Here is an 18,684-nt window from a genome sequence, read left to right as displayed (position 1 = left end):
TTTTTCCTTGAAATCTTGGCTTACGATGAAAAAATTGCCGACGCAGGTTCTGCAGAATACGCTAAAGTCAAACCACGCAAGGTTATCGGTGCCATGAAGGTCTTCTCAGACCCACGCTTTAACATCGATGTCTTGAAAGTGGAAGTGCCAGTCAACGTTAAATACGTTGAAGGATTTGGTGATGGTGAAATCGTGCATACTCGTGAAGAAGCAGCGGCCTTCTTCAAAGCTCAAGATGAAGCGACTAACTTGCCATACATCTACTTGAGCGCAGGTGTGTCAGCTAAACTCTTCCAAGACACCCTTGTCTTTGCCCACGAATCAGGCGCAAACTTTAATGGTGTGCTTTGTGGCCGTGCAACCTGGGCTGGATCAGTGGAAGCCTACATCAAAGATGGTGAGGCAGCAGCTCGCGAATGGCTTCGCACAACTGGATTTGAGAACATTGACGAACTCAATAAAGTTCTACAGCAAACAGCGACTTCGTGGGTTAGCAAGGTTGATTTACCTTTTGAAGATAGAGAATGGCTTGTGCGTGATTTTTAGGAGGTAAGAGTATGAAGGCTTATCAGGAACGTATTTTTGGACGGTTCGAAGGACAGAGTGTATGGGCCTATACGTTTGAAAATGAGCTAGGATATCAATTAACAGTGATGACATATGGAGCGACCATTCTCCGCTATGTTACTCCAGATAAATATGGGCAGAGAGCAAATGTGGTTTTAGGCTTTGATGAATTTCCTCCCTATGTAGGGAATAGCCCCAAGTATGGAGCTAGTATTGGTCCAGTCGCTGGCCGGATTGCCAATGCCAGCTTTGATTTAAAAGGTTCAACTTATCACTTAGAGGTAAATAATGCCACTAACTGCAATCACAGTGGTTCTACCGGATGGGATAGTGTTCTCTTTCAAGTAGAGGAAGTAGATGATGAAGGGATTACTCTGTATACAGAACGACCTCATGGGACAGGTGGATTCCCAGGAAATCTCAAGGTATGGGTTTCCTATAGCTTGACCGAAAAGGGTGAATTGGAAGTGTCTTATCAGATACAGACAGATCAGGATACCTTGGTTAATCCGACTAATCACAGCTATTTCAATCTGTCAGGGGATTTTAAACAAACGATTGATGACCACGTCTTTCAGTTAAATAGTCAAGGTGTCTATCCCATTGCACCTGATGGTGTGCCTGAGAAAATTCTAGATAATGATCGTTCCTTTGTTAAACACCTCTACCAAGGTGTGCTGTTAAAGGATATCTTTGCAGAGCAAGATCCGCAGATTCAGCTCGTTTCTGGTTTGGATCATCCATTTGCTCTAGTACAAGAGCACGATAATGCTGGATTCCTCTATCACCAAGCGTCAGGACGTTTTATGACTTTTAAGACAGATGCTCCGTGCTTGGTGGTTTATACTGCTAATTTTGTAGACGATAGTGTCATCATTGCTGGTGAGTCTATGCACCAGCACAATGGTGTGGCTTTGGAAACTCAAATCTTGCCTGATGCCATCCATAGCGATCTGCAAAACCAAGTTATTCTCAAGGCAGGACAGATTTTTACCAACACAACGGTTTATCATGTTATTGTGAAATAGTATGTCCCTATACTTAAAGAAAATCACAGAATAAACGAGGCAGTTTTTCTGCTCATCAAACTCCGAAAAGACCTAGCAGAATTGTTTTTACTCTGAACACATTTTCACGATTAAAGAAATATCGTTTTAAATTGTGACAGTGTAGGAAGTAAATTGATGATAGAACTGATGTTTGCTTGGAAGTGGGAAAGAACCCCAACTGATAGAAAAGAGTTCGTTTTCCTATCTCTGAGCAGTTGATTAGGGCATATTGAATGTGTGAACAGCTCACAAAGATACCAATCACCACTGCGTCAGACAGTTATTACTATTATTCCTCGAAGATTGGATACTTTTCCCAGTCTAGAAATAACTGTATCTTATGTCAAAAATGTAACGGACATCGTTTAGGCTTGATTTTTTATGAACAGTATAACTTTGCTAAAGGCGGCAGTATCCCCCACTGCCGTTTTTTAGTATTTGTTCAAATAGAGTGTATAGGAAGTTATTGTAAATCTAATAATGCGAGCTGGTAGTAGGAATCTTATCTTTCATAATAAAACAACTATAAGTTGGGTAAATTTTAGTTTGAAACTGGATAGGAATCAAGAAAAGATAGTTTTTTGTAATTTATTTAAGAAGATAATGGTTAGATTGATTTTTTAAAAAACGCTTAAGGATAATTTAAGCAAAATACGTTAGAATAGATTCATCAAATAAAAACTCCTAATTTTATTTGATAGAAATCCTAAACTTTTCTTTTAGTAATCTTAGATTACAATCTTTTTCATAATAATCTCCCTATAAAAGTCACCAAATCTGGTGGCTTTTTTTGTCGGGTGAGAGGGTGAAAATATGTTACAATAGAACTAATAAGGAAACGGAGAAAATTATGGCAAACATCATTGAATTACCTGAAATTTTAGCCAATCAAATCGCAGCAGGTGAAGTCATTGAACGTCCGAGTAGTGTAGTCAAGGAGTTGGTGGAGAACTCCATTGACGCTGGCAGTAGTCAGATTACGGTGGAGATTGAGGAGGCTGGGCTTAAGAGTATCACGATTACAGATAATGGCGAAGGTATTGCCCATGACGAAGTCGCACTGGCTTTGCGCCGTCATGCGACCAGCAAGATAAAAAGCCAGGCAGACCTTTTTAGAATCCGTACATTAGGGTTTCGAGGTGAAGCCCTTCCGTCAATTGCTTCTGTTAGTGTCTTAGAAATTGTAACAGCTACGGCAAGTGGTCACCATGGTACGAAGCTTTTAGCTAGAGGTGGTGAAATTGAACTATTGGAACCTGCTACTAGTCCAGTTGGTGCCAAAATTATTGTCGAAAATTTGTTTTTTAATACGCCAGCACGTCTCAAATATATGAAGAGTCAGCAGGCTGAGTTATCCCATATTGTTGATATTTTGAATCGCTTAAGCTTAGCACATCCAGAGATTGCATTTACACTGATCAGTGAAGGGAAGGAATTAACACGAACGGCGGGGACTGGAAATCTAAGGCAAGCTATCGCTGGTGTTTACGGCTTAGCTTCAGCTAAGAAAATGGTTGAAATTGAAACGAGTGATTTAGACTTTGACGTATCGGGTTTCGTCTCTCTCCCAGAGTTGACCCGGGCCAACCGCAACTACATCAGCCTCTTTATCAATGGACGCTATATCAAGAACTTCCTGCTTAATCGTGCCATTTTAGATGGTTATGGTAGTAAGTTGATGGTAGGGCGATTTCCGTTAGCAATTGTCAATATTCAAATTGACCCTTATTTAGCTGATGTCAATGTTCATCCAACTAAACAAGAAGTTCGAATTTCTAAAGAAAAGGAGCTAATGGATTTGATTTCTAAGGCTATTGTATTTGCTTTAAAAGAACAGGACTTAATTCCTGACGCCTTGGAAAATCTTGCTAAATCAACGATTAGAAATTCGGAAAAGCCAATTCAAACGAATCTTGACTTGCTAGAAAATTCTCTGTATTACAAACCTAAAAACATTGATAAACATGAAGTAGCAGACCAGCAGATTCTGCTGGAAGAAGTTGACAGTGATGTCAACTTGTTTGACAAGAAAGAATTAAAACAGCAGAATAAGCCTACTTCTATTAAGTTTGCGGAGCGTAAACTAGCCACTTATGACCAACTGGACCATCCTGAGTTAGACTTAGCCAGTCTGGATCGGGCCCTTGACAAGTTGGAAAAGGAAGAAACGTCCGCCTTTCCAGAACTGGAGTTTTTCGGACAGATGCACGGGACCTATCTATTTGCCCAGGGCCGAGATGGACTCTACATCATCGACCAACATGCTGCTCAGGAACGAGTCAAGTATGAGGAATACCGTGAAAGCATTGGTCAGGTCGATCAGAGTCAGCAGCAACTCTTAGTGCCCTACATTTTTGAGTTCCCTTCAGATGATGCCCTTCGGCTCAAGGAGAAAATGGCCCATTTAGAGGAAGTAGGTGTCTTTCTGCAAGAGTATGGTCCTAACCAGTTTATCCTGAGAGAGCATCCCATCTGGATGACGGAGGAGGAGATTGAATCAGGAATTTATGAGATGTGTGATATGCTCCTTTTGACCAAGGAAGTTTCTATCAAGAAATATCGAGCAGAGCTGGCTATCATGATGTCTTGTAAACGGAGCATTAAGGCCAATCATCGCATTGATGATCACTCAGCTAGACAGCTTCTTTATCAGCTCTCTCAATGTAACAATCCCTACAATTGCCCTCATGGTCGTCCTGTTTTGGTGCATTTTACCAAGTCGGATATGGAAAAGATGTTCCGCCGCATTCAAGAAAATCACACCAGCCTCAGGGAGCTTGGCAAGTACGAATAGGAAAGGAATCCCATGTACGAATATTTAAAAGGTAGTATTACCAAAATCACTGCAAAATACATCGTTCTTGAAAATGGCGGCATCGGCTACATCCTGCATGTAGCCAATCCCTATGCCTATTCAGGTCAGGTTAATCAAGAGGCTCAGGTTTATGTGCATCAAGTGGTTCGTGAAGATGCCCATTTGCTCTATGGTTTTCGCTCAGAAGAGGAGAAAAAACTCTTTCTCAGTCTCATTTCTGTGTCTGGAATCGGCCCTGTATCAGCTCTTGCGATTATCGCTGCCGATGACAATGCAGGCCTGGTTCAAGCTATCGAAAGCAAGAACATCACTTACTTGACCAAGTTTCCAAAGATTGGCAAGAAAACAGCCCAGCAGATGGTACTGGACTTGGAAGGCAAAGTAGTTGTGGCAAGTGAGGATCTATCCTCCAAGGCTGTCGTAGAGGCTAGCCAAGACAACCAAGCCTTGGAAGAAGCTATGGAAGCTATGTTAGCGTTGGGCTACAAGGCAACCGAACTCAAGAAAATCAAGAAATTCTTTGAAGGAACAACGGATACAGCAGAGAACTATATCAAGTCAGCTCTCAAGATGCTGGTGAAATAGGAGAATAGATTATGAAAAGCCGCTGTGGCTGGGTCAAACTGACCAATCCCCTTTATATTGCCTACCATGACCAAGAGTGGGGGCAACCTCTTCATGACGAGCAAAAGCTATTTGAACTTCTTTGTATGGAAACCTATCAGGCTGGGCTTTCTTGGGAAACGGTACTCAATAAGCGTCAGGCTTTCCGGGAAGCCTTTCACCAATATGATCTTCAGCGTGTCGCAACAATGACTGACTCGGAACTGGAGAGTCTGATGGACAATCCTGCTATCATTCGTAACCGAGCTAAGATTTTTGCGACGCGTGCCAACGCTCAAGCATTTTTGGCTGTTCAAGAGCAGTTTGGCTCTTTTGATAGCTATCTTTGGTCTTTTGTTGATTTTAATGTGCGTAACAATCAGGTAAAAAATTACCAAGAAGTGCCAGCAAAGACTGATTTGTCTAATCTAATCTCCAAGTCATTGAAAAAGCAGGGGTTCAAGTTTGTAGGACCTGTTTGTGTCTATTCATTTATACAGGCAGCAGGTTTGGTTAATGATCATGAAATCAGTTGTGTTTGTAATCCAGCGAGAAAAACTTTTATGTAAGATAGATAAAAATCATTATTTGTACCATAGTTGAAAATCTAAAAGTCGCATGTTTGCGACTTTTTGTTTTTTATGATAAAATAGAGTAAAATGTCACTAGAAATGCGAATAGTAAAATAGGAGGACCAAATGAAAGCTGAGATTATTGCAGTAGGAACAGAGATTCTTACCGGTCAGATTATCAACACCAATGCCCAATTTTTATCTGAAAAGTTAGCAAATCTAGGGATTGATGTTTATTTTCAAACAGCAGTCGGTGACAATACAGAACGTTTAACATCTGTGTTAAAAATAGCCCAAAATAGAAGTGACTTGGTGATATTAACTGGAGGTTTAGGGCCAACAGAAGATGATTTGACCAAACAAACCTTGGCAAAATTTTTAGAGAGACAGTTGATTTTTGACACTGAAGCTAGACATAAACTTGATAACTTTTTCTCTCTAAAACCATCCTATATGCGTACGGAGAATAATGAACGCCAAGCTCAAATTATTGAGGGATCAACTCCTTTACCAAATAAGACAGGATTAGCGGTGGGTGGAGTGATAGAGCTAGGAGGGGTGACTTATGTTATCTTGCCAGGGCCACCTAGTGAACTGATACCAATGGTTAACGATGCGTTAGTTCCATTGCTAGCTACAGGAGAAAAGCTCTATTCTAGAGTTTTACGCTTCTTTGGGATAGGTGAAAGTCAGTTAGTAACAGTGCTGGCTGATCTAATTGCTCAGCAGACAGATCCAACTATCGCTCCCTATGCTAAAACAGGTGAGGTGACCTTACGCTTATCAACTAAGGCTAACTCAGAGGAAGAGGCGGCGAAGAAGTTGGATACAATAGAGGCGACAATTCTAGCAACTTCTAGTTTAGAAGGATTTCCGCTTTCCGACTATTTCTATGCTTATGGTGATGATAATAGTTTAGCACAAGTTGTGGTGAATCAGCTTAAACGGATAGAAAAAACGATCACAGCAGCCGAGAGTTTGACAGCAGGTTTGTTTCAAGCAACGATTGCAGATTTTTCGGGGGCCTCACAGATTTTTAAGGGAGGATTTGTGACTTATAGCATAGAGGAAAAAAGTAAGATGCTTGAGATTCCTCTAACGGATTTGGAAAAAAGTGGTGTTGTGTCGAGCTATACAGCTGTTCAAATGGCAGAAAAAGCACGACAGTTAACAAATAGTGACTATGGTATCAGTCTAACAGGAGTAGCAGGACCAGATACACTAGAAGGACATCCAGTGGGTACGGTTTTTATTGCATTAGCAAGTCGAAGGGAGACGCAAGTGATTCAGGTTCATATTGCCAGTCGCAGTCGCTCAGATATTAGAAAAATCGCTGTTTTACATGCTTTAAATCTAGTACGTAAAAGTTTGTTAAAATGATAAAATTTGGTAGAATAAAGATAGTTAGTTAGATTAAGGAGAAATAACTTGGCTAAAAAACAAAAAAATTAGAAGAAATTACTAAGAAATTTGGAGATGAACGTGAAAAAGCGCTGAACGATGCTCTTAAATTAATCGAAAAAGACTTCGGTAAGGGATCAATTATGCGTTTAGGTGAGCGGGCAGAGCAGAAAGTACAGGTCATGAGCTCAGGTTCTTTGGCATTAGATATTGCCCTTGGTGCAGGTGGTTATCCTAAGGGGCGGATTATTGAGATTTATGGTCCAGAGTCATCTGGTAAAACAACTGTGGCTCTTCATGCTGTTGCACAAGCTCAAAAAGAAGGTGGAATTGCTGCTTTTATTGATGCGGAGCATGCGTTGGATCCTTCATATGCGGCTGCACTTGGGGTAAATATTGATGAACTTCTTTTATCTCAGCCAGATTCAGGTGAACAGGGGCTTGAAATTGCAGGAAAACTGATTGATTCTGGAGCTGTTGATTTGGTTGTTATTGACTCTGTTGCCGCTCTAGTTCCTCGTTCTGAAATTGATGGCGATATGGGAGACAATCACGTCGGTCTACAAGCTCGTATGATGAGTCAAGCTATGAGAAAGCTGGGATCTTCTATCAATAAAACCAAAACGATTGCTATTTTTATCAACCAATTACGTGAAAAGGTTGGTGTCATGTTTGGGAGCCCAGAAACTACTCCAGGTGGACGTGCGTTGAAGTTCTATGCTTCAGTACGCTTGGATGTTCGTGGTAGTAAACAGATCAGTGGTACTGGTGATGAAAAAGATACCAGTATCGGTAAAGAAACCAAGATCAAAGTTGTTAAAAATAAAGTTGCTCCTCCTTTCCGGGAAGCTTTTGTCGATATCATGTATGGAGAAGGAATTTCTAAGACAGGAGAATTGCTAAAAATTGCCTCTGATTTAGAGATTGTTAAAAAATCAGGGGCGTGGTACTCTTATAAGGACGATAAGATTGGCCAAGGTGCTGAGAATGCTAAAAAATATCTAGCAGAGCATCCAGAAATCTTCGATGAGATTGATCATAAGGTTCGTGTCCACTATGGCTTGATTGAAGATAATACGGAAACAAATGATGTTGCGACTACGACGAATCAAGTAGCGGCTGTAAAGGATTCTAAAACCTCAGAAAAGGTTGAGGAAGTTGTTGAAGAAGTGACTCTTGATTTAGAGGATCCAATTGAAATCGAAGAATAGTAGTTTTCTTTTTTCTAGGTAGATAAATCGTAACCGAAATCATTCTAATTGTCTTGTATTACATATTTGTTTCAAAAAGTCAAATAAAAAAATTCAAAATAGGTCGCAAGGCCGATGGTTTTTGTGGTATAATAAGATATAATCTTGTTATCGTGTAGCGAAAGGAGTCTTTACATGATTAAAATTTATACAGTCTCAAGTTGCACTAGTTGTAAAAAAGCTAAAACCTGGTTAAACGGCCACAAATTAAGTTATAGAGAACAAAACCTTGGAAAAGAAGGAATCACACGTAAGGAGATTCTAGATATTTTGACCAAGACTGAAAATGGTATTGCAAGTATTGTTTCATCAAAAAATCGCTATGCTAAAAATCTTGGTGTAGATATTGAGGATTTAAGTGTAAATGAGGTAATTGATTTGATTATCGAAACTCCTCGTCTCTTAAAAAGCCCAATTTTAGTTGATGAAAAACGTCTACAAGTAGGGTATAAGGAAGATGATATTCGAGCATTTTTACCTCGTTCTGTTCGCAATGTAGAAAACGCTGAGGCGCGCATGAGAGCAGCCCTGTGAACGAAATAATAACAAAAGGGAACATCATCCATTAGATTTTCTCGGATAGATTAATTGACCTATGAAGGTATCGGATCTAAGAGTATCATTTTATCAGGATTAAAACGGGAGGTTGGTAGTTGTATTCCAACCTCTTTTTATAACTGGTCAGGTTCTGGTATGTAATTTTATGTTCTCCCTCGTTTAATCTATTTTTTCTTTCTGTAGTGGATTAGCTACGTGCTTTCAAATAAAAACGGGAATTAAAAACGCTGTAAAAGTTGATGAATTGGTCTATTTATGCTATGATGAAGTAATGTAGAGAACTTTTTTCTGACAATTAAATAATAGCTTTATTCTCCTAGAACTAATTTAGTTTTTTGGGTAAATAGAGGGGGAAGCTAACAGGATTGTTGGAAGAGGAAGGTTCCTATTTTTTAGAAATATCTTTATGATTTTTAATTGGGACCAATCAAGAAGGAGACATTATTGATGAAAAAATTATTGCTAGTATCGGTAGGATTGATTGTACTTTCTGGTTGTGTTAGTCAAAAGACATCAAACAAAACAAGTGGAAGTAATGACCAGGTATCGAGTCAGCTGGATACAAGTTCTTCAGATAGTGGATTAAGCACAGTTCTACCTATCTTAAGCAGTGAGGATAAGACGGCCGAGGTTATTACTAAGACGTTGGTTTTTCCACCTACAGAAAATGGAGCAGTTCTTCGACAAGTCATTACGTATCAAGGAAAAGCTTACTTGAAAATTGTTTTGGAGCAGACTAGTCCAGCAGAGAGTAATATTCAAGAGGCTATTTCCCAGCTTGGTTTAGAGGAAACACAAAGACAGTTTGCTGAAACTTTGACAAATGATGAGAATTTCAAGGTAGCTAACCAAATTCAAGGAGTTGAATTAAGTCTGGAATTAACGGCAGATAGTAAAATTAAGATGACCTCTGTTCTTAATATCCAAAGTTTAGATTTACCACAATTTGAAGCTTCTTCTTATTTTAAAGGAGTTGATTTGAGAGGAATTACCAAGTTGAGTCCTGAGGAATATATCCTAAATCGTCAAAGTGCAGGTGCAACCGTTGAATAGTTGATTGAAAAGCTAGGAAAAAGCAACTATCTATGCTATAATAGAACATAATTTAGTGAAAGAAGGTGTAAAATATGGGATTTACAGATGAGACAGTTCGTTTTAATCTTGATGATTCAAACAAGAAGGAAATCAGTGAAACCTTAGTCAGTGTATATACGTCACTTTCAGAAAAAGGGTACAACCCTATTAATCAGATCGTGGGCTACGTCTTGAGTGGAGACCCTGCCTATGTACCACGTTACAATGATGCTCGCAACCAAATTAGGAAATATGAGCGTGACGAGATTGTTGAAGAATTAGTCCGTTACTATCTAAAAGGGCAAGGAGTAGACCTCTAATGAGAATTATGGGACTGGACGTTGGTTCCAAGACAGTCGGTGTTGCAATCAGTGATCCGTTAGGTTTCACTGCTCAAGGTCTTGAAATAATCCCAATCAATGAAGAAAATGATGAATTTGGTTTTGCACGATTGGGAGAGTTGGTTGAACAGTATAAAGTTGATCAGTTTGTGATTGGTCTTCCTAAAAATATGAACAATACCAGTGGCCCACGAGTAGAAGCAAGTCAAGCTTACGGAGAAAAAATCACAGCTTTATTTGGTATTCCTGTAGAATACCAAGACGAACGCTTAACCACTGTTGCAGCTGAGCGGATGTTGATTGAACAGGCAGATATCAGTCGTAACAAGCGAAAGAAAGTGATTGATAAATTAGCAGCTCAACTAATTTTACAAAATTATTTAGATCGAAATTTTTAAAGTAGACAATATAAGGAGAAAATGATGTCACATAATCATGAACATGATCATAATCACGACGAACGCGAATTGATTACCTTGGTAGATGAACAAGGGAATGAAACGCTATTTGAAATTCTTTTAACGATTGATGGTCAAGAAGAATTCGGGAAAAACTATGTTCTTCTCATTCCTGCAGGAGCGGAAGAGGACGAAAATGGTCAGGTAGAAATTCAAGCCTATTCATTTACTGAAAATGAAGATGGCACTGAAGGAGATTTGCAACCAATCCCAGAAGATGCAACTGCAGAGTGGGATATGATTGAAGAAGTATTTAATAGTTTTATTGAAGAGTAAGTGAGCTAAATCAGTTTGCGTTATTCTTGTACGAATAAAATGAAAAGTATAGAGAACATTTGGTAGATTTTTCTGTACTGAAAATTAATATCAAGATGTTCAATAAGAGTTTTAGTTTCAAACTGTCACTTTAATCTGTTTTTAGAGTGTTGAAGCTTCAATGAAACAGTCTACTGAAGGAGTGAGACGCATCAAAAATGTATCATTTTTGCCTGCTGTTTCACTCCTTTTTGCTAAGGAGGAGATATGAATCATATTGAGGAGTGGTTGTATGGTCGGATTGGTTTGAATTTCCGGTCTGGTTTGGGACGGATGAAACAAGCGATTGATTTATTGGAACAACCTCAACAGGATTACCCGATTATCCATGTTACAGGGACTAATGGTAAGGGATCTACCATCGCCTTTATGAGAGAATTATTTTCTCAGCAAGGGAAAAAGGTTGGCAGTTTTACCTCCCCTCATATGGTGAGTATTCATGATCGGATTTGTATTAATGGGCGACCGATTTCAGATAGAGATTTTATCCGCTTAAGTTCCGTTATACAGAAAATGGAAGAGACGCTTTTGCAGTCGCATGACCAGCTATCCTACTTTGAAATTCTTACCTTAATAGCCCTTCTCTACTTTAAAGAAGAGAAGGTAGATTTAGCTCTTATAGAAGTTGGGATAGGGGGACTTTTGGATACGACTAATGTTGTCACAGGGGAAATTGCTATTATTACCTCTATTGGCTTGGACCATCAGGATACTTTAGGGGCAACTATTTCTGATATCGCCCAACAAAAAGCTGGAATTTTTAAAGATGGGAAGGTAGCTATCCTGGGTCCCTTACCCAAAGAAGCGATACAGGTCTGTGAACTGGAAGCTAAATCCAAGTCTGTTTATCTCTATCAAACTGGGAGGAATTTTTCTCTAAAACAAGAAGAAACAGGACTTGTTTTTGATAATGGAGCCTTACATTTAACGAACTTGCACTTAGGGCTAGAAGGTAGCTACCAAGTAGATAATGCCAGTTTAGCTATAGAAGCTTTTTGGCTTTTCTGTCAAAAGCAAGATTGGGCAATCGATGAAAGCAAGATTTTTTCGAGCTTATCCACCACACGCTGGATGGGGCGTTTAGAAGCAATTTCACAGCAAATCTATATCGATGGAGCTCATAATTTACCTGCTATAGAGCGTTTGGTAGATTTCATTCGAGAAAGGAAGCGACCAGCGACAATCCTTTTTGCGGCTTTAAAACGTAAGGACTATCAAGATATGTTAGCCTATTTAAAGGAAATGCTACCGGAAGTGGAGCTCGTACTGACTAGTTTTAACTATGGGGAGGCAGTGACAGAAGAGGATATAACGGATGTGACCTATGTTGCAGATTACCGAACATTTATACGCGATTTTGAGGAGAAGGCTTCAGAAGATCAGATCCTTTTTGTAACAGGATCGCTCTATTTTATAGCAGAAATTCGTTCTTGGTATATGGAAAAGCAAATTGATAGGAGGGAAGTGTGAGAAAAACAAGATTATTAATGTCTAAATATGGTTTCAGTATTATTGTTATTTTAGTAGAATTGGGCTTTATTTTGGCACTTTTTGTCTCGATTAGTCAATTTTTGGGGAAGTACGCTCCTTATATTGTCGTTAATCTGTTGTTTTTAGTACATTTCTTGACAATCTTAGCAGTAGTTAATCGTTCAATGACACCTGAGAGCAAGGTGACTTGGTTTCTCTTTATTTATATTCCTTTGATAGGACCGTTGCTTTATCTGATGTTTGGGGAACGTCATCTATCCAAAAAAGAAATTGAGCAACTCCAAAATATGGAATCTATGACTTTTTACGAAGATAATAGTTACGATATTCGTCTGGCTCTCAAACAGGAAAATAAATCAGCTTACGGTATTATCAAGTCGTTGCTGAGTATGGACAATAATGCAGATGTCTATTCGGGAACGGAATCGCAGTTTTTTGGTCTAGGAGAAGAGATGTATGCTGCGATGTTGGAGGATTTAAAAAAAGCCAAAAAATTTATCTTTCTTGAGTATTATATTGTGGAAGAAGGAGAAATGTGGAATGGCATTTTGGACGTTTTAAAAGAAAGAGCTTCCCAAGGCGTTGAAATCAAAATGCTTTATGATGATATTGGCTGTATGGCGACACTTCCTGGAGATTATACAACTATGTTACGTGCTAACGGAATTGATGCACATAAGTTCAATAAGGTTGTTCCTAGAGTGACAGTAGCTTATAATAACCGCTCCCATCGAAAAATTCTAGTCATCGATGGTCAGATAGGCTACACGGGAGGTCTTAACCTAGCTGATGAGTACATCAATCGTGTCGAGAGGTTTGGCCACTGGAAAGATGGAGGGATCCGGATAGATGGTCGTGCTGTCAAAGCATTGACCAGACTATTTCTTATGAATTGGTACATCAATCGAGGTGAGATTACAGATTTGGACCAGTATCATTTGGGAAATCAAGATGTTTCTGGACAAGGATTGTACATCCCTTACGGCTCAGGACCAAGACCAATGTATAAGTCACCCGTTGGCAAAACTGTTTATCAAAATATTATTAATCAAGCGACAGATTATGTTTACATCACGACCCCGTACTTGATTATTGACTACGATTTGACGGAGGATATTCGAAATGCAGCTTTGCGTGGTGTTGATGTACGGATTGTTACTCCCCATATCCCGGATAAAAAGTTGATTCAGCTAGTCACCCGTGGTGCTTATCGTGATTTACTAGAAGCGGGGGTAAAAATTTTTGAATACACACCAGGATTTATCCACTCCAAAAATGTCGTTTCAGATGATGATTTTGCTGTGGTAGGAACGATTAATTTTGACTATCGTAGTTTGGTGCATCATTATGAAAATGCAGTATTGATGTATAAAACATCAACTATATCAGCCATCAAGAAAGATTTTGATGAACTCTTTTCCGTTTCGCAAAGAATTCACCTAGATACTTTTAAGCCAACGTGGTATCAAACTTTTGTTAAAGAAGTAATGGAACTCTTTGCACCTTTATTATAGTTTTTAATGGGAATCTCCCCTTGAATAGGGATACCTAGTTGTTGTTAGAAACATCAATACATAAAGCCCTCATTTGGAGTAGTTGTCCTAATGAGGGCTTTTGATATTTTACATTGTGTGGTAGATTCTGATTTACGACTGATCAAAGTGGTTAGAGTCTATTTTTTAATATCTTTTTCGTTTGGCCTTGCTAATTCAAGAAGTAACATGGTTCCTATATGAACAATTCCAGCTAATAAAGCTAAAAAAGGAGCTAAATAGCTGGAAAAAAAGTTACCAGTCAAAAATAGAGCAGCAAAACCAATGATAAAAAATAAGATAAGTGCCAAAAGAATAGCTGAAATGGAGATTGCTTTCATAGAAATCCTGTTCTTTTTAAATAAATATCAGTCTATATCTTTTTAAAGTCTATCTATGGCCCTTGTTAGTTGCTTCTGACTGGATTCGTTTTAACTTGGGTAGTTGAAGGAGAAGTGAAAAAAGAAATAGGACTGATTCCTTGAATAATATAGTGTAAGAAAGGAGTAGGAGAAAACTTAGTTTAGCTAAACAGGTCTCCACAAATTCCACTCCCTACACGGTTAAATGATTATCTTTAGAGCTAAAAATGATAGAAGATGCCAAACAACTACAGCATTATGGGATGATTGCTCTAATTTAACCACTATTATATTAATTTTTCAAAAATGTCTTTAAAGTTTTCTGTGATTTCTGTTATAGTTACAGTTACTTCAGCTCGACTCTGGTTATTTTTTATGGTAACTTGACCGCTTTCGACTTCGCTCTCCCCTAGGGTGATGAGGGTCTTAGCCGCAAAGACATCTGCCGACTTGAACTGAGCTTTAAGCTTGCGGTTGAGGTAGTCACGTTCTGCTTTGAAACCTTGTTGGCGCAGAGCTTGTACCAATTCCAAGGCTTTGGCATTTGCACCTTCACCCAAAACTGCCATATAAACATCTAGGCTATTTTCTATCGGAAGCACAACACCTTGCTTTTCTAGGATGAGCAGGAGGCGCTCTACACCAAGTCCAAAACCAAAACCAGCCGTTTCAGGTCCACCAAAGTAAGCAACCAAACCGTCATAACGACCGCCCGCACAGACCGTCAAGCTATTCCCCTCAATCTCTGTGATGAACTCAAAAATCGTGTGGTTGTAGTAGTCGAGACCGCGCACCATAGTGGTATCGATGATATAGTCTACACCCAGATTTTCCAACATCTGACGGACAGCATCAAAGTGAGCTTGGCTTTCCGCATCAAGGAAGTCCAAGATAGACGGCGCATTCTCCACTGCCACCTTGTCTTCTTTTTCCTTAGAGTCTAGGACACGGAGAGGATTTTCCTCCAAACGACGCTGGCTATCCTTAGACAGGGTCTCCTTGAGCGGGGTCAAATAGTCGATTAAGGCTTGACGGTAAGCCGCACGGATCTCAGGATTCCCAAGAGTGTTGAGGTGCAATTTGACACCTTGAATGCCAATTTCTTTCAAGAAATGAGCTGCCATGGCAATGGTTTCCACATCGGTAGCTGGATTGCTAGAGCCAAAACACTCGACACCAATCTGGTGGAATTGGCGCAAGCGACCTGCCTGCGGACGCTCATAGCGGAACATTGGGCCCATATAGTAGAACTTACTTGGCTTTTGCACTTCTGGAGCGAAGAGTTTATTTTCCACATAGGAACGAACAACGGGCGCAGTTCCTTCTGGACGGAGGGTAATATGGCGGTCACCCTTGTCATAGAAATCGTACATTTCCTTGGTTACGATATCGGTTGTGTCTCCGACAGAACGGCTAATCACTTCATAGTGTTCAAAAATCGGTGTACGAATTTCCGCATAATTGTAGCGACTAAAAATCTCACGGGCGAAGCCCTCCACATATTGCCACTTAGCAGATTCAGCAGGCAAAATGTCCTGCGTTCCTTTTGGTTTTTGTAATTTCATATTGTGCCCTCGTTTCTTTTATTAGTTTTATTTTACCATAAATAAGGGGATTAAAACAGTGGGAGAAGACGGGAATCTAAATCTCATTCTTCTATCATATTTTTGAGAAAATTCATTAAAAACTTGCTAAATTGTCAGAATTATGAGAAAATAATACAATCACCTGAATGGGAGGAAGTAAGATGAGAGATGACATTAAAATCAATGAACGAGCCCTGGCTTTAGAAGAACAGCTAATTTATCATTTGGAGCGTATTTACGATACAGATGTTGAGTTAGATATTTATAATTTAGGCTTGATTTATGAGATTCATCTTGATGAGACAGGAACGTGTAAGGTTGTCATGACCTTTACAGATACTGCTTGTGACTGTGCTGAAAGTCTCCCTATCGAAGTTGTGAATTCTCTCAAGAAAATTGATGGTATTGAAAATGTCAATGTAGAGGTAACTTGGTCCCCAGCTTGGAAAATTACTCGAATCAGTCGCTTTGGCCGGATTGCGTTAGGGATTAGTCCTCGATAAATAGAGCTGATCATCGTTTGTGTCCCGTTAACGATTTTATTAGCTTGTTTGTTTCGTGGGATTTGTGGATTTTTGACCTTTACTATAGGGATAGAATCCGTTGGTTTCTATTCTACTAGGTCGTTTGCAGATTTTGGAGTAGGCAAAAGTGTCCAATTCTCGATGAATAGCAGCAATAACTGTATGATATAGTCATTTGGTAGTTTTTCATTTGTTTATGCGCTTTAAAGATGACCTAAGTAACCATAATGAGGTTGTGAAATGAATTTTTTATTTGTCGGAGTTCTTTTCCACTCTCAACATTTCACTATACAGTAGGAAAAGACACTCACAAGAGAATGTTGAATAGTAGGTAAGTAAATAAGACGGAGAATAGATCAACGTCTTATTTTTTATATGTTTTTGCTTAAGATTTATTTACGAGCGAGTCGGTTTGTAAGTTAAGTTTTCGCCATGTTGAGTAACGAAGTCAGCCATTTCACTATCTGGTATTTGACGGAGATAAAGATTGGCGCGAATGGTGTCATCTTCTTCACGGCATGTGGAAAGCACTAGGTATTTATCTTGTGGGTTAATCTTTAAATCCGCGTTTTTAACACTAGCAGTTTCATAGATGGTATCTAGTTGTTCTTTAAAATCGGTATCATCGGTAAACTCGGTGCGATAAAAAGCAGTTGTTTCAGGGACGATAACCATTGCTAATGCTTCATAATAGTATTTTCTCTCTGGGGTTTCGATGACAACGTATTTGTGTTCATTAAAATAGGTTTGATCACTATAATAGTTTACATCATTAAACATCCGATGGTCAGCTACCTTGCTACCTCGTGCGTGTCCAAATAGCCAAGTCAGTCGATCGTTAAAATCTTTATGATTATCTTTATCCATAAAGACGGTTCCCATTAGAGGTTCGTTACCTCCATCAAAGGTTTTATCAAGATAGGTTGCATTATCAGTAGTTTGGACGACCGGTTCATCTAGCTCTGTCCCTGGGGCGTATACATAGGCAACAGTTTCAGGATTGGTTGCAACTAATCCTGAAAATTTATTGGTTAGATACTCTTTTTCTTCCGCTGTAGGAGAATAGCTCTGTGTAATTGAATTAGATTGACTGGTTTGTACCGATTTGCTTGCATGTGAGTTTGAACTCTGTAAAGAAAGAAACCAAGTAAGACCTATTCCCAAAAAGGCTATCAGGAGTGTGAGTACAACTCCAATCATTTTTTTATTGGATAGAAGAGATTTTCCACCTTTTTTATTCATAATAGCATCACCGTCCTAATTTAATAATGAAGAGAGTCGGAAAAAGAGAGGTTGGAACAGTCGTCCCAACCTCTCTTTATTTACAAATAGTAGAGACCTAGGGAGGATCTAATTAATATCATCCTACCATAAAAATGGGCATCTAGCAAATGTATCCTTTATTTAATCTAACTACCAATAGGAAGCGATTATTTTACTGCGTGAGTTTTAGGAAGTTCTTTCGCTGGTGTTTTAGCAGCTACTTTAGTTTTTTCTTCAGCTTTTTTAGATTTGTCAGCTTCAGCTTTTGCATCAGTTTTTTCGTCTTCAGATGGAGCTTTATTGTTTTTAGTGCCAGCATCCTTACCTTCTTCAGTAGTTGCTGAAGGTGCTTGTTCTTCAGCTGGAGTAGGAGTTCCTTCACCGTTTACAAGTGATGGTCCTTTAGCTGCAAAGTAAGTAGTGCCATCTGCATTGATGTACTCTTCGTAAACAGTTCCATCAACGTCTGTTTGAACGCGACCAGTTTTACCTGTGAAATCTTTCACGTCATTTACTGTAGCACCAACTTTATCTTTTCCTGCTGGGACAAAGTAGTAATTACCATTTTTATCGATACCTTTATCGTACGTTTTACCATCAAGGTCTGTAACGCCATGTTCAATGATACCTTCAAATGCTGGTTTTTCTGCAGTATTATCTGCGAAAACTTTTCCTGCTGCAAAAACAGCAAGTGCTGCTACTGATGTTAATAAAACTTTTTTCATTGTTTTATCTCCTTTGATTGATATGATAAAAATATAGATAGGGCTATATATTAACCTTATCACGGACATTATACCACTTTAATAAATTATTTCAATGTTTTTTATAGTAAATAATGACCGAATATGAATGAAAATAGTGTTTTAAATAACTTTCCTTGTTTTTTCCTTTGTTTCACGAAGATAGTGCGGATTTTGTTA

General features: G+C 39.0%; 19 protein-coding genes. 15 read left to right on the top strand and 4 right to left on the bottom strand.

Going from position 1 to position 18,684, the window contains the following annotated elements; genetic code table 11:
- The 14 genes from STRDD10_RS08655 to cls form a co-directional block, all read left to right on the top strand.
- A partial coding sequence (locus tag STRDD10_RS08655) for a tagatose 1,6-diphosphate aldolase (RefSeq protein ID WP_156468641.1) occupies positions 1-546 on the top strand: 546 nt, incomplete at its 5' end.
- 11 nt (positions 547-557) lie between these two features.
- The gene (locus STRDD10_RS08650; RefSeq protein ID WP_067195145.1) at positions 558-1,595 is read left to right on the top strand and encodes an aldose epimerase family protein; all 1,038 of its coding nucleotides are present in this window, start codon (positions 558-560) and stop codon (positions 1,593-1,595) included.
- Between the two features lie 871 nt (positions 1,596-2,466).
- Positions 2,467-4,410 (top strand): DNA mismatch repair endonuclease MutL, encoded by a 1,944-nt coding sequence (gene mutL, locus STRDD10_RS08645; protein ID WP_067195142.1) that lies wholly within the window; start codon positions 2,467-2,469, stop codon positions 4,408-4,410.
- A gap of 12 nt (positions 4,411-4,422) precedes the next feature.
- Positions 4,423-5,016 carry a Holliday junction branch migration protein RuvA gene (ruvA, locus tag STRDD10_RS10950; protein ID WP_067195140.1) on the top strand — a complete coding sequence of 198 codons (594 nt, stop codon included), beginning with the start codon at positions 4,423-4,425 and terminating at the stop codon, positions 5,014-5,016.
- A gap of 11 nt (positions 5,017-5,027) precedes the next feature.
- A complete protein-coding gene (locus tag STRDD10_RS08635) occupies positions 5,028-5,603 on the top strand; it encodes a DNA-3-methyladenine glycosylase I (RefSeq protein ID WP_067195138.1) in 576 nt (191 codons plus the stop codon).
- 129 nt (positions 5,604-5,732) lie between these two features.
- Positions 5,733-6,986 carry a competence/damage-inducible protein A gene (locus tag STRDD10_RS08630; RefSeq protein ID WP_067195136.1) on the top strand — a complete coding sequence of 418 codons (1,254 nt, stop codon included), beginning with the start codon at positions 5,733-5,735 and terminating at the stop codon, positions 6,984-6,986.
- Between the two features lie 77 nt (positions 6,987-7,063).
- Positions 7,064-8,218: a recombinase RecA gene (recA, locus tag STRDD10_RS08625; protein ID WP_067195134.1), complete on the top strand. Its 1,155-nt coding sequence runs from the start codon at positions 7,064-7,066 to the stop codon at positions 8,216-8,218.
- Positions 8,219-8,392: 174 nt separating this feature from the next.
- Complete coding sequence (gene spx / locus STRDD10_RS08620; protein WP_067195131.1) at positions 8,393-8,791, top strand: transcriptional regulator Spx; 399 nt, start codon at positions 8,393-8,395, stop codon at positions 8,789-8,791.
- A 471-nt stretch (positions 8,792-9,262) separates the two neighbouring features.
- Entirely contained in the window at positions 9,263-9,868 is a 606-nt protein-coding gene (locus STRDD10_RS08615) for an SP0191 family lipoprotein (RefSeq protein ID WP_067195128.1), read from the top strand.
- Positions 9,869-9,942: 74 nt separating this feature from the next.
- Complete coding sequence (locus STRDD10_RS08610; RefSeq protein ID WP_067195125.1) at positions 9,943-10,209, top strand: IreB family regulatory phosphoprotein; 267 nt, start codon at positions 9,943-9,945, stop codon at positions 10,207-10,209.
- Complete coding sequence (gene ruvX, locus STRDD10_RS08605) at positions 10,209-10,628, top strand: Holliday junction resolvase RuvX (RefSeq protein WP_067195122.1); 420 nt, start codon at positions 10,209-10,211, stop codon at positions 10,626-10,628. The genes STRDD10_RS08610 and ruvX overlap by 1 nt, the downstream gene beginning before the upstream one ends.
- A 24-nt stretch (positions 10,629-10,652) precedes the next feature.
- On the top strand, positions 10,653-10,964 hold the full coding sequence (locus STRDD10_RS08600) for a DUF1292 domain-containing protein (protein ID WP_067195119.1): 312 nt from the start codon (positions 10,653-10,655) through the stop codon (positions 10,962-10,964).
- Positions 10,965-11,210: 246 nt separating this feature from the next.
- Positions 11,211-12,473 (top strand): bifunctional folylpolyglutamate synthase/dihydrofolate synthase, encoded by a 1,263-nt coding sequence (locus STRDD10_RS08595; protein ID WP_067195116.1) that lies wholly within the window; start codon positions 11,211-11,213, stop codon positions 12,471-12,473.
- Positions 12,470-14,008, top strand: a complete 1,539-nt coding sequence (gene cls / locus STRDD10_RS08590; RefSeq protein WP_443031100.1) for a cardiolipin synthase — start codon at positions 12,470-12,472, stop codon at positions 14,006-14,008. Before STRDD10_RS08595 ends, cls begins: the two co-directional genes overlap by 4 nt.
- Before the next feature lie 158 nt (positions 14,009-14,166).
- Here cls and STRDD10_RS08585 read toward each other — a convergent pair whose 3' ends face one another.
- Positions 14,167-14,367 (bottom strand): hypothetical protein, encoded by a 201-nt coding sequence (locus STRDD10_RS08585; RefSeq protein ID WP_067195112.1) that lies wholly within the window; start codon positions 14,365-14,367, stop codon positions 14,167-14,169.
- Positions 14,368-14,675: 308 nt separating this feature from the next.
- Entirely contained in the window at positions 14,676-15,953 is a 1,278-nt protein-coding gene (gene hisS, locus STRDD10_RS08580; protein WP_067195110.1) for a histidine--tRNA ligase, read from the bottom strand.
- 182 nt (positions 15,954-16,135) lie between these two features.
- Between hisS and STRDD10_RS08575 the strand changes: the two genes are divergently transcribed.
- Positions 16,136-16,477: a metal-sulfur cluster assembly factor gene (locus STRDD10_RS08575; RefSeq protein WP_067195107.1), complete on the top strand. Its 342-nt coding sequence runs from the start codon at positions 16,136-16,138 to the stop codon at positions 16,475-16,477.
- 417 nt (positions 16,478-16,894) lie between these two features.
- Here STRDD10_RS08575 and srtB read toward each other — a convergent pair whose 3' ends face one another.
- Positions 16,895-17,740 (bottom strand): class B sortase, LPKTxAVK-specific, encoded by an 846-nt coding sequence (gene srtB, locus STRDD10_RS08570; protein ID WP_067195104.1) that lies wholly within the window; start codon positions 17,738-17,740, stop codon positions 16,895-16,897.
- Positions 17,741-17,928: 188 nt separating this feature from the next.
- Positions 17,929-18,486 carry a hypothetical protein gene (locus STRDD10_RS08565; protein WP_067195101.1) on the bottom strand — a complete coding sequence of 186 codons (558 nt, stop codon included), beginning with the start codon at positions 18,484-18,486 and terminating at the stop codon, positions 17,929-17,931.
- Positions 18,487-18,684: the final 198 nt, after the last annotated feature.

This window comes from Streptococcus sp. DD10 (genome assembly GCF_001578805.1).
Classification (GTDB): Bacteria; Bacillota; Bacilli; order Lactobacillales; family Streptococcaceae; genus Streptococcus.
This window is presented reverse-complemented; position numbering and strand designations above follow the sequence as displayed.

Bases quoted from the DNA above. Each gene is read 5' to 3' on its own strand.
- STRDD10_RS08615 (WP_067195128.1), top strand. From the start codon at position 9,263: ATGAAAAAATTATTGCTAGTATCGGTAGGATTGATTGTACTTTCTGGT.
- STRDD10_RS08600 (WP_067195119.1), top strand. From the start codon at position 10,653: ATGTCACATAATCATGAACATGATCATAATCACGACGAACGCGAATTG.
- mutL (WP_067195142.1), top strand. From the start codon at position 2,467: ATGGCAAACATCATTGAATTACCTGAAATTTTAGCCAATCAAATCGCA.
- spx (WP_067195131.1), top strand. From the start codon at position 8,393: ATGATTAAAATTTATACAGTCTCAAGTTGCACTAGTTGTAAAAAAGCT.
- srtB (WP_067195104.1), bottom strand. From the start codon at position 17,740: ATGAATAAAAAAGGTGGAAAATCTCTTCTATCCAATAAAAAAATGATT.
- STRDD10_RS08575 (WP_067195107.1), top strand. From the start codon at position 16,136: ATGAGAGATGACATTAAAATCAATGAACGAGCCCTGGCTTTAGAAGAA.
- STRDD10_RS08650 (WP_067195145.1), top strand. From the start codon at position 558: ATGAAGGCTTATCAGGAACGTATTTTTGGACGGTTCGAAGGACAGAGT.
- ruvX (WP_067195122.1), top strand. From the start codon at position 10,209: ATGAGAATTATGGGACTGGACGTTGGTTCCAAGACAGTCGGTGTTGCA.
- STRDD10_RS08565 (WP_067195101.1), bottom strand. From the start codon at position 18,486: ATGAAAAAAGTTTTATTAACATCAGTAGCAGCACTTGCTGTTTTTGCA.
- STRDD10_RS08585 (WP_067195112.1), bottom strand. From the start codon at position 14,367: ATGAAAGCAATCTCCATTTCAGCTATTCTTTTGGCACTTATCTTATTT.
- STRDD10_RS08630 (WP_067195136.1), top strand. From the start codon at position 5,733: ATGAAAGCTGAGATTATTGCAGTAGGAACAGAGATTCTTACCGGTCAG.
- STRDD10_RS08595 (WP_067195116.1), top strand. From the start codon at position 11,211: ATGAATCATATTGAGGAGTGGTTGTATGGTCGGATTGGTTTGAATTTC.
- ruvA (WP_067195140.1), top strand. From the start codon at position 4,423: ATGTACGAATATTTAAAAGGTAGTATTACCAAAATCACTGCAAAATAC.
- STRDD10_RS08635 (WP_067195138.1), top strand. From the start codon at position 5,028: ATGAAAAGCCGCTGTGGCTGGGTCAAACTGACCAATCCCCTTTATATT.
- hisS (WP_067195110.1), bottom strand. From the start codon at position 15,953: ATGAAATTACAAAAACCAAAAGGAACGCAGGACATTTTGCCTGCTGAA.
- STRDD10_RS08610 (WP_067195125.1), top strand. From the start codon at position 9,943: ATGGGATTTACAGATGAGACAGTTCGTTTTAATCTTGATGATTCAAAC.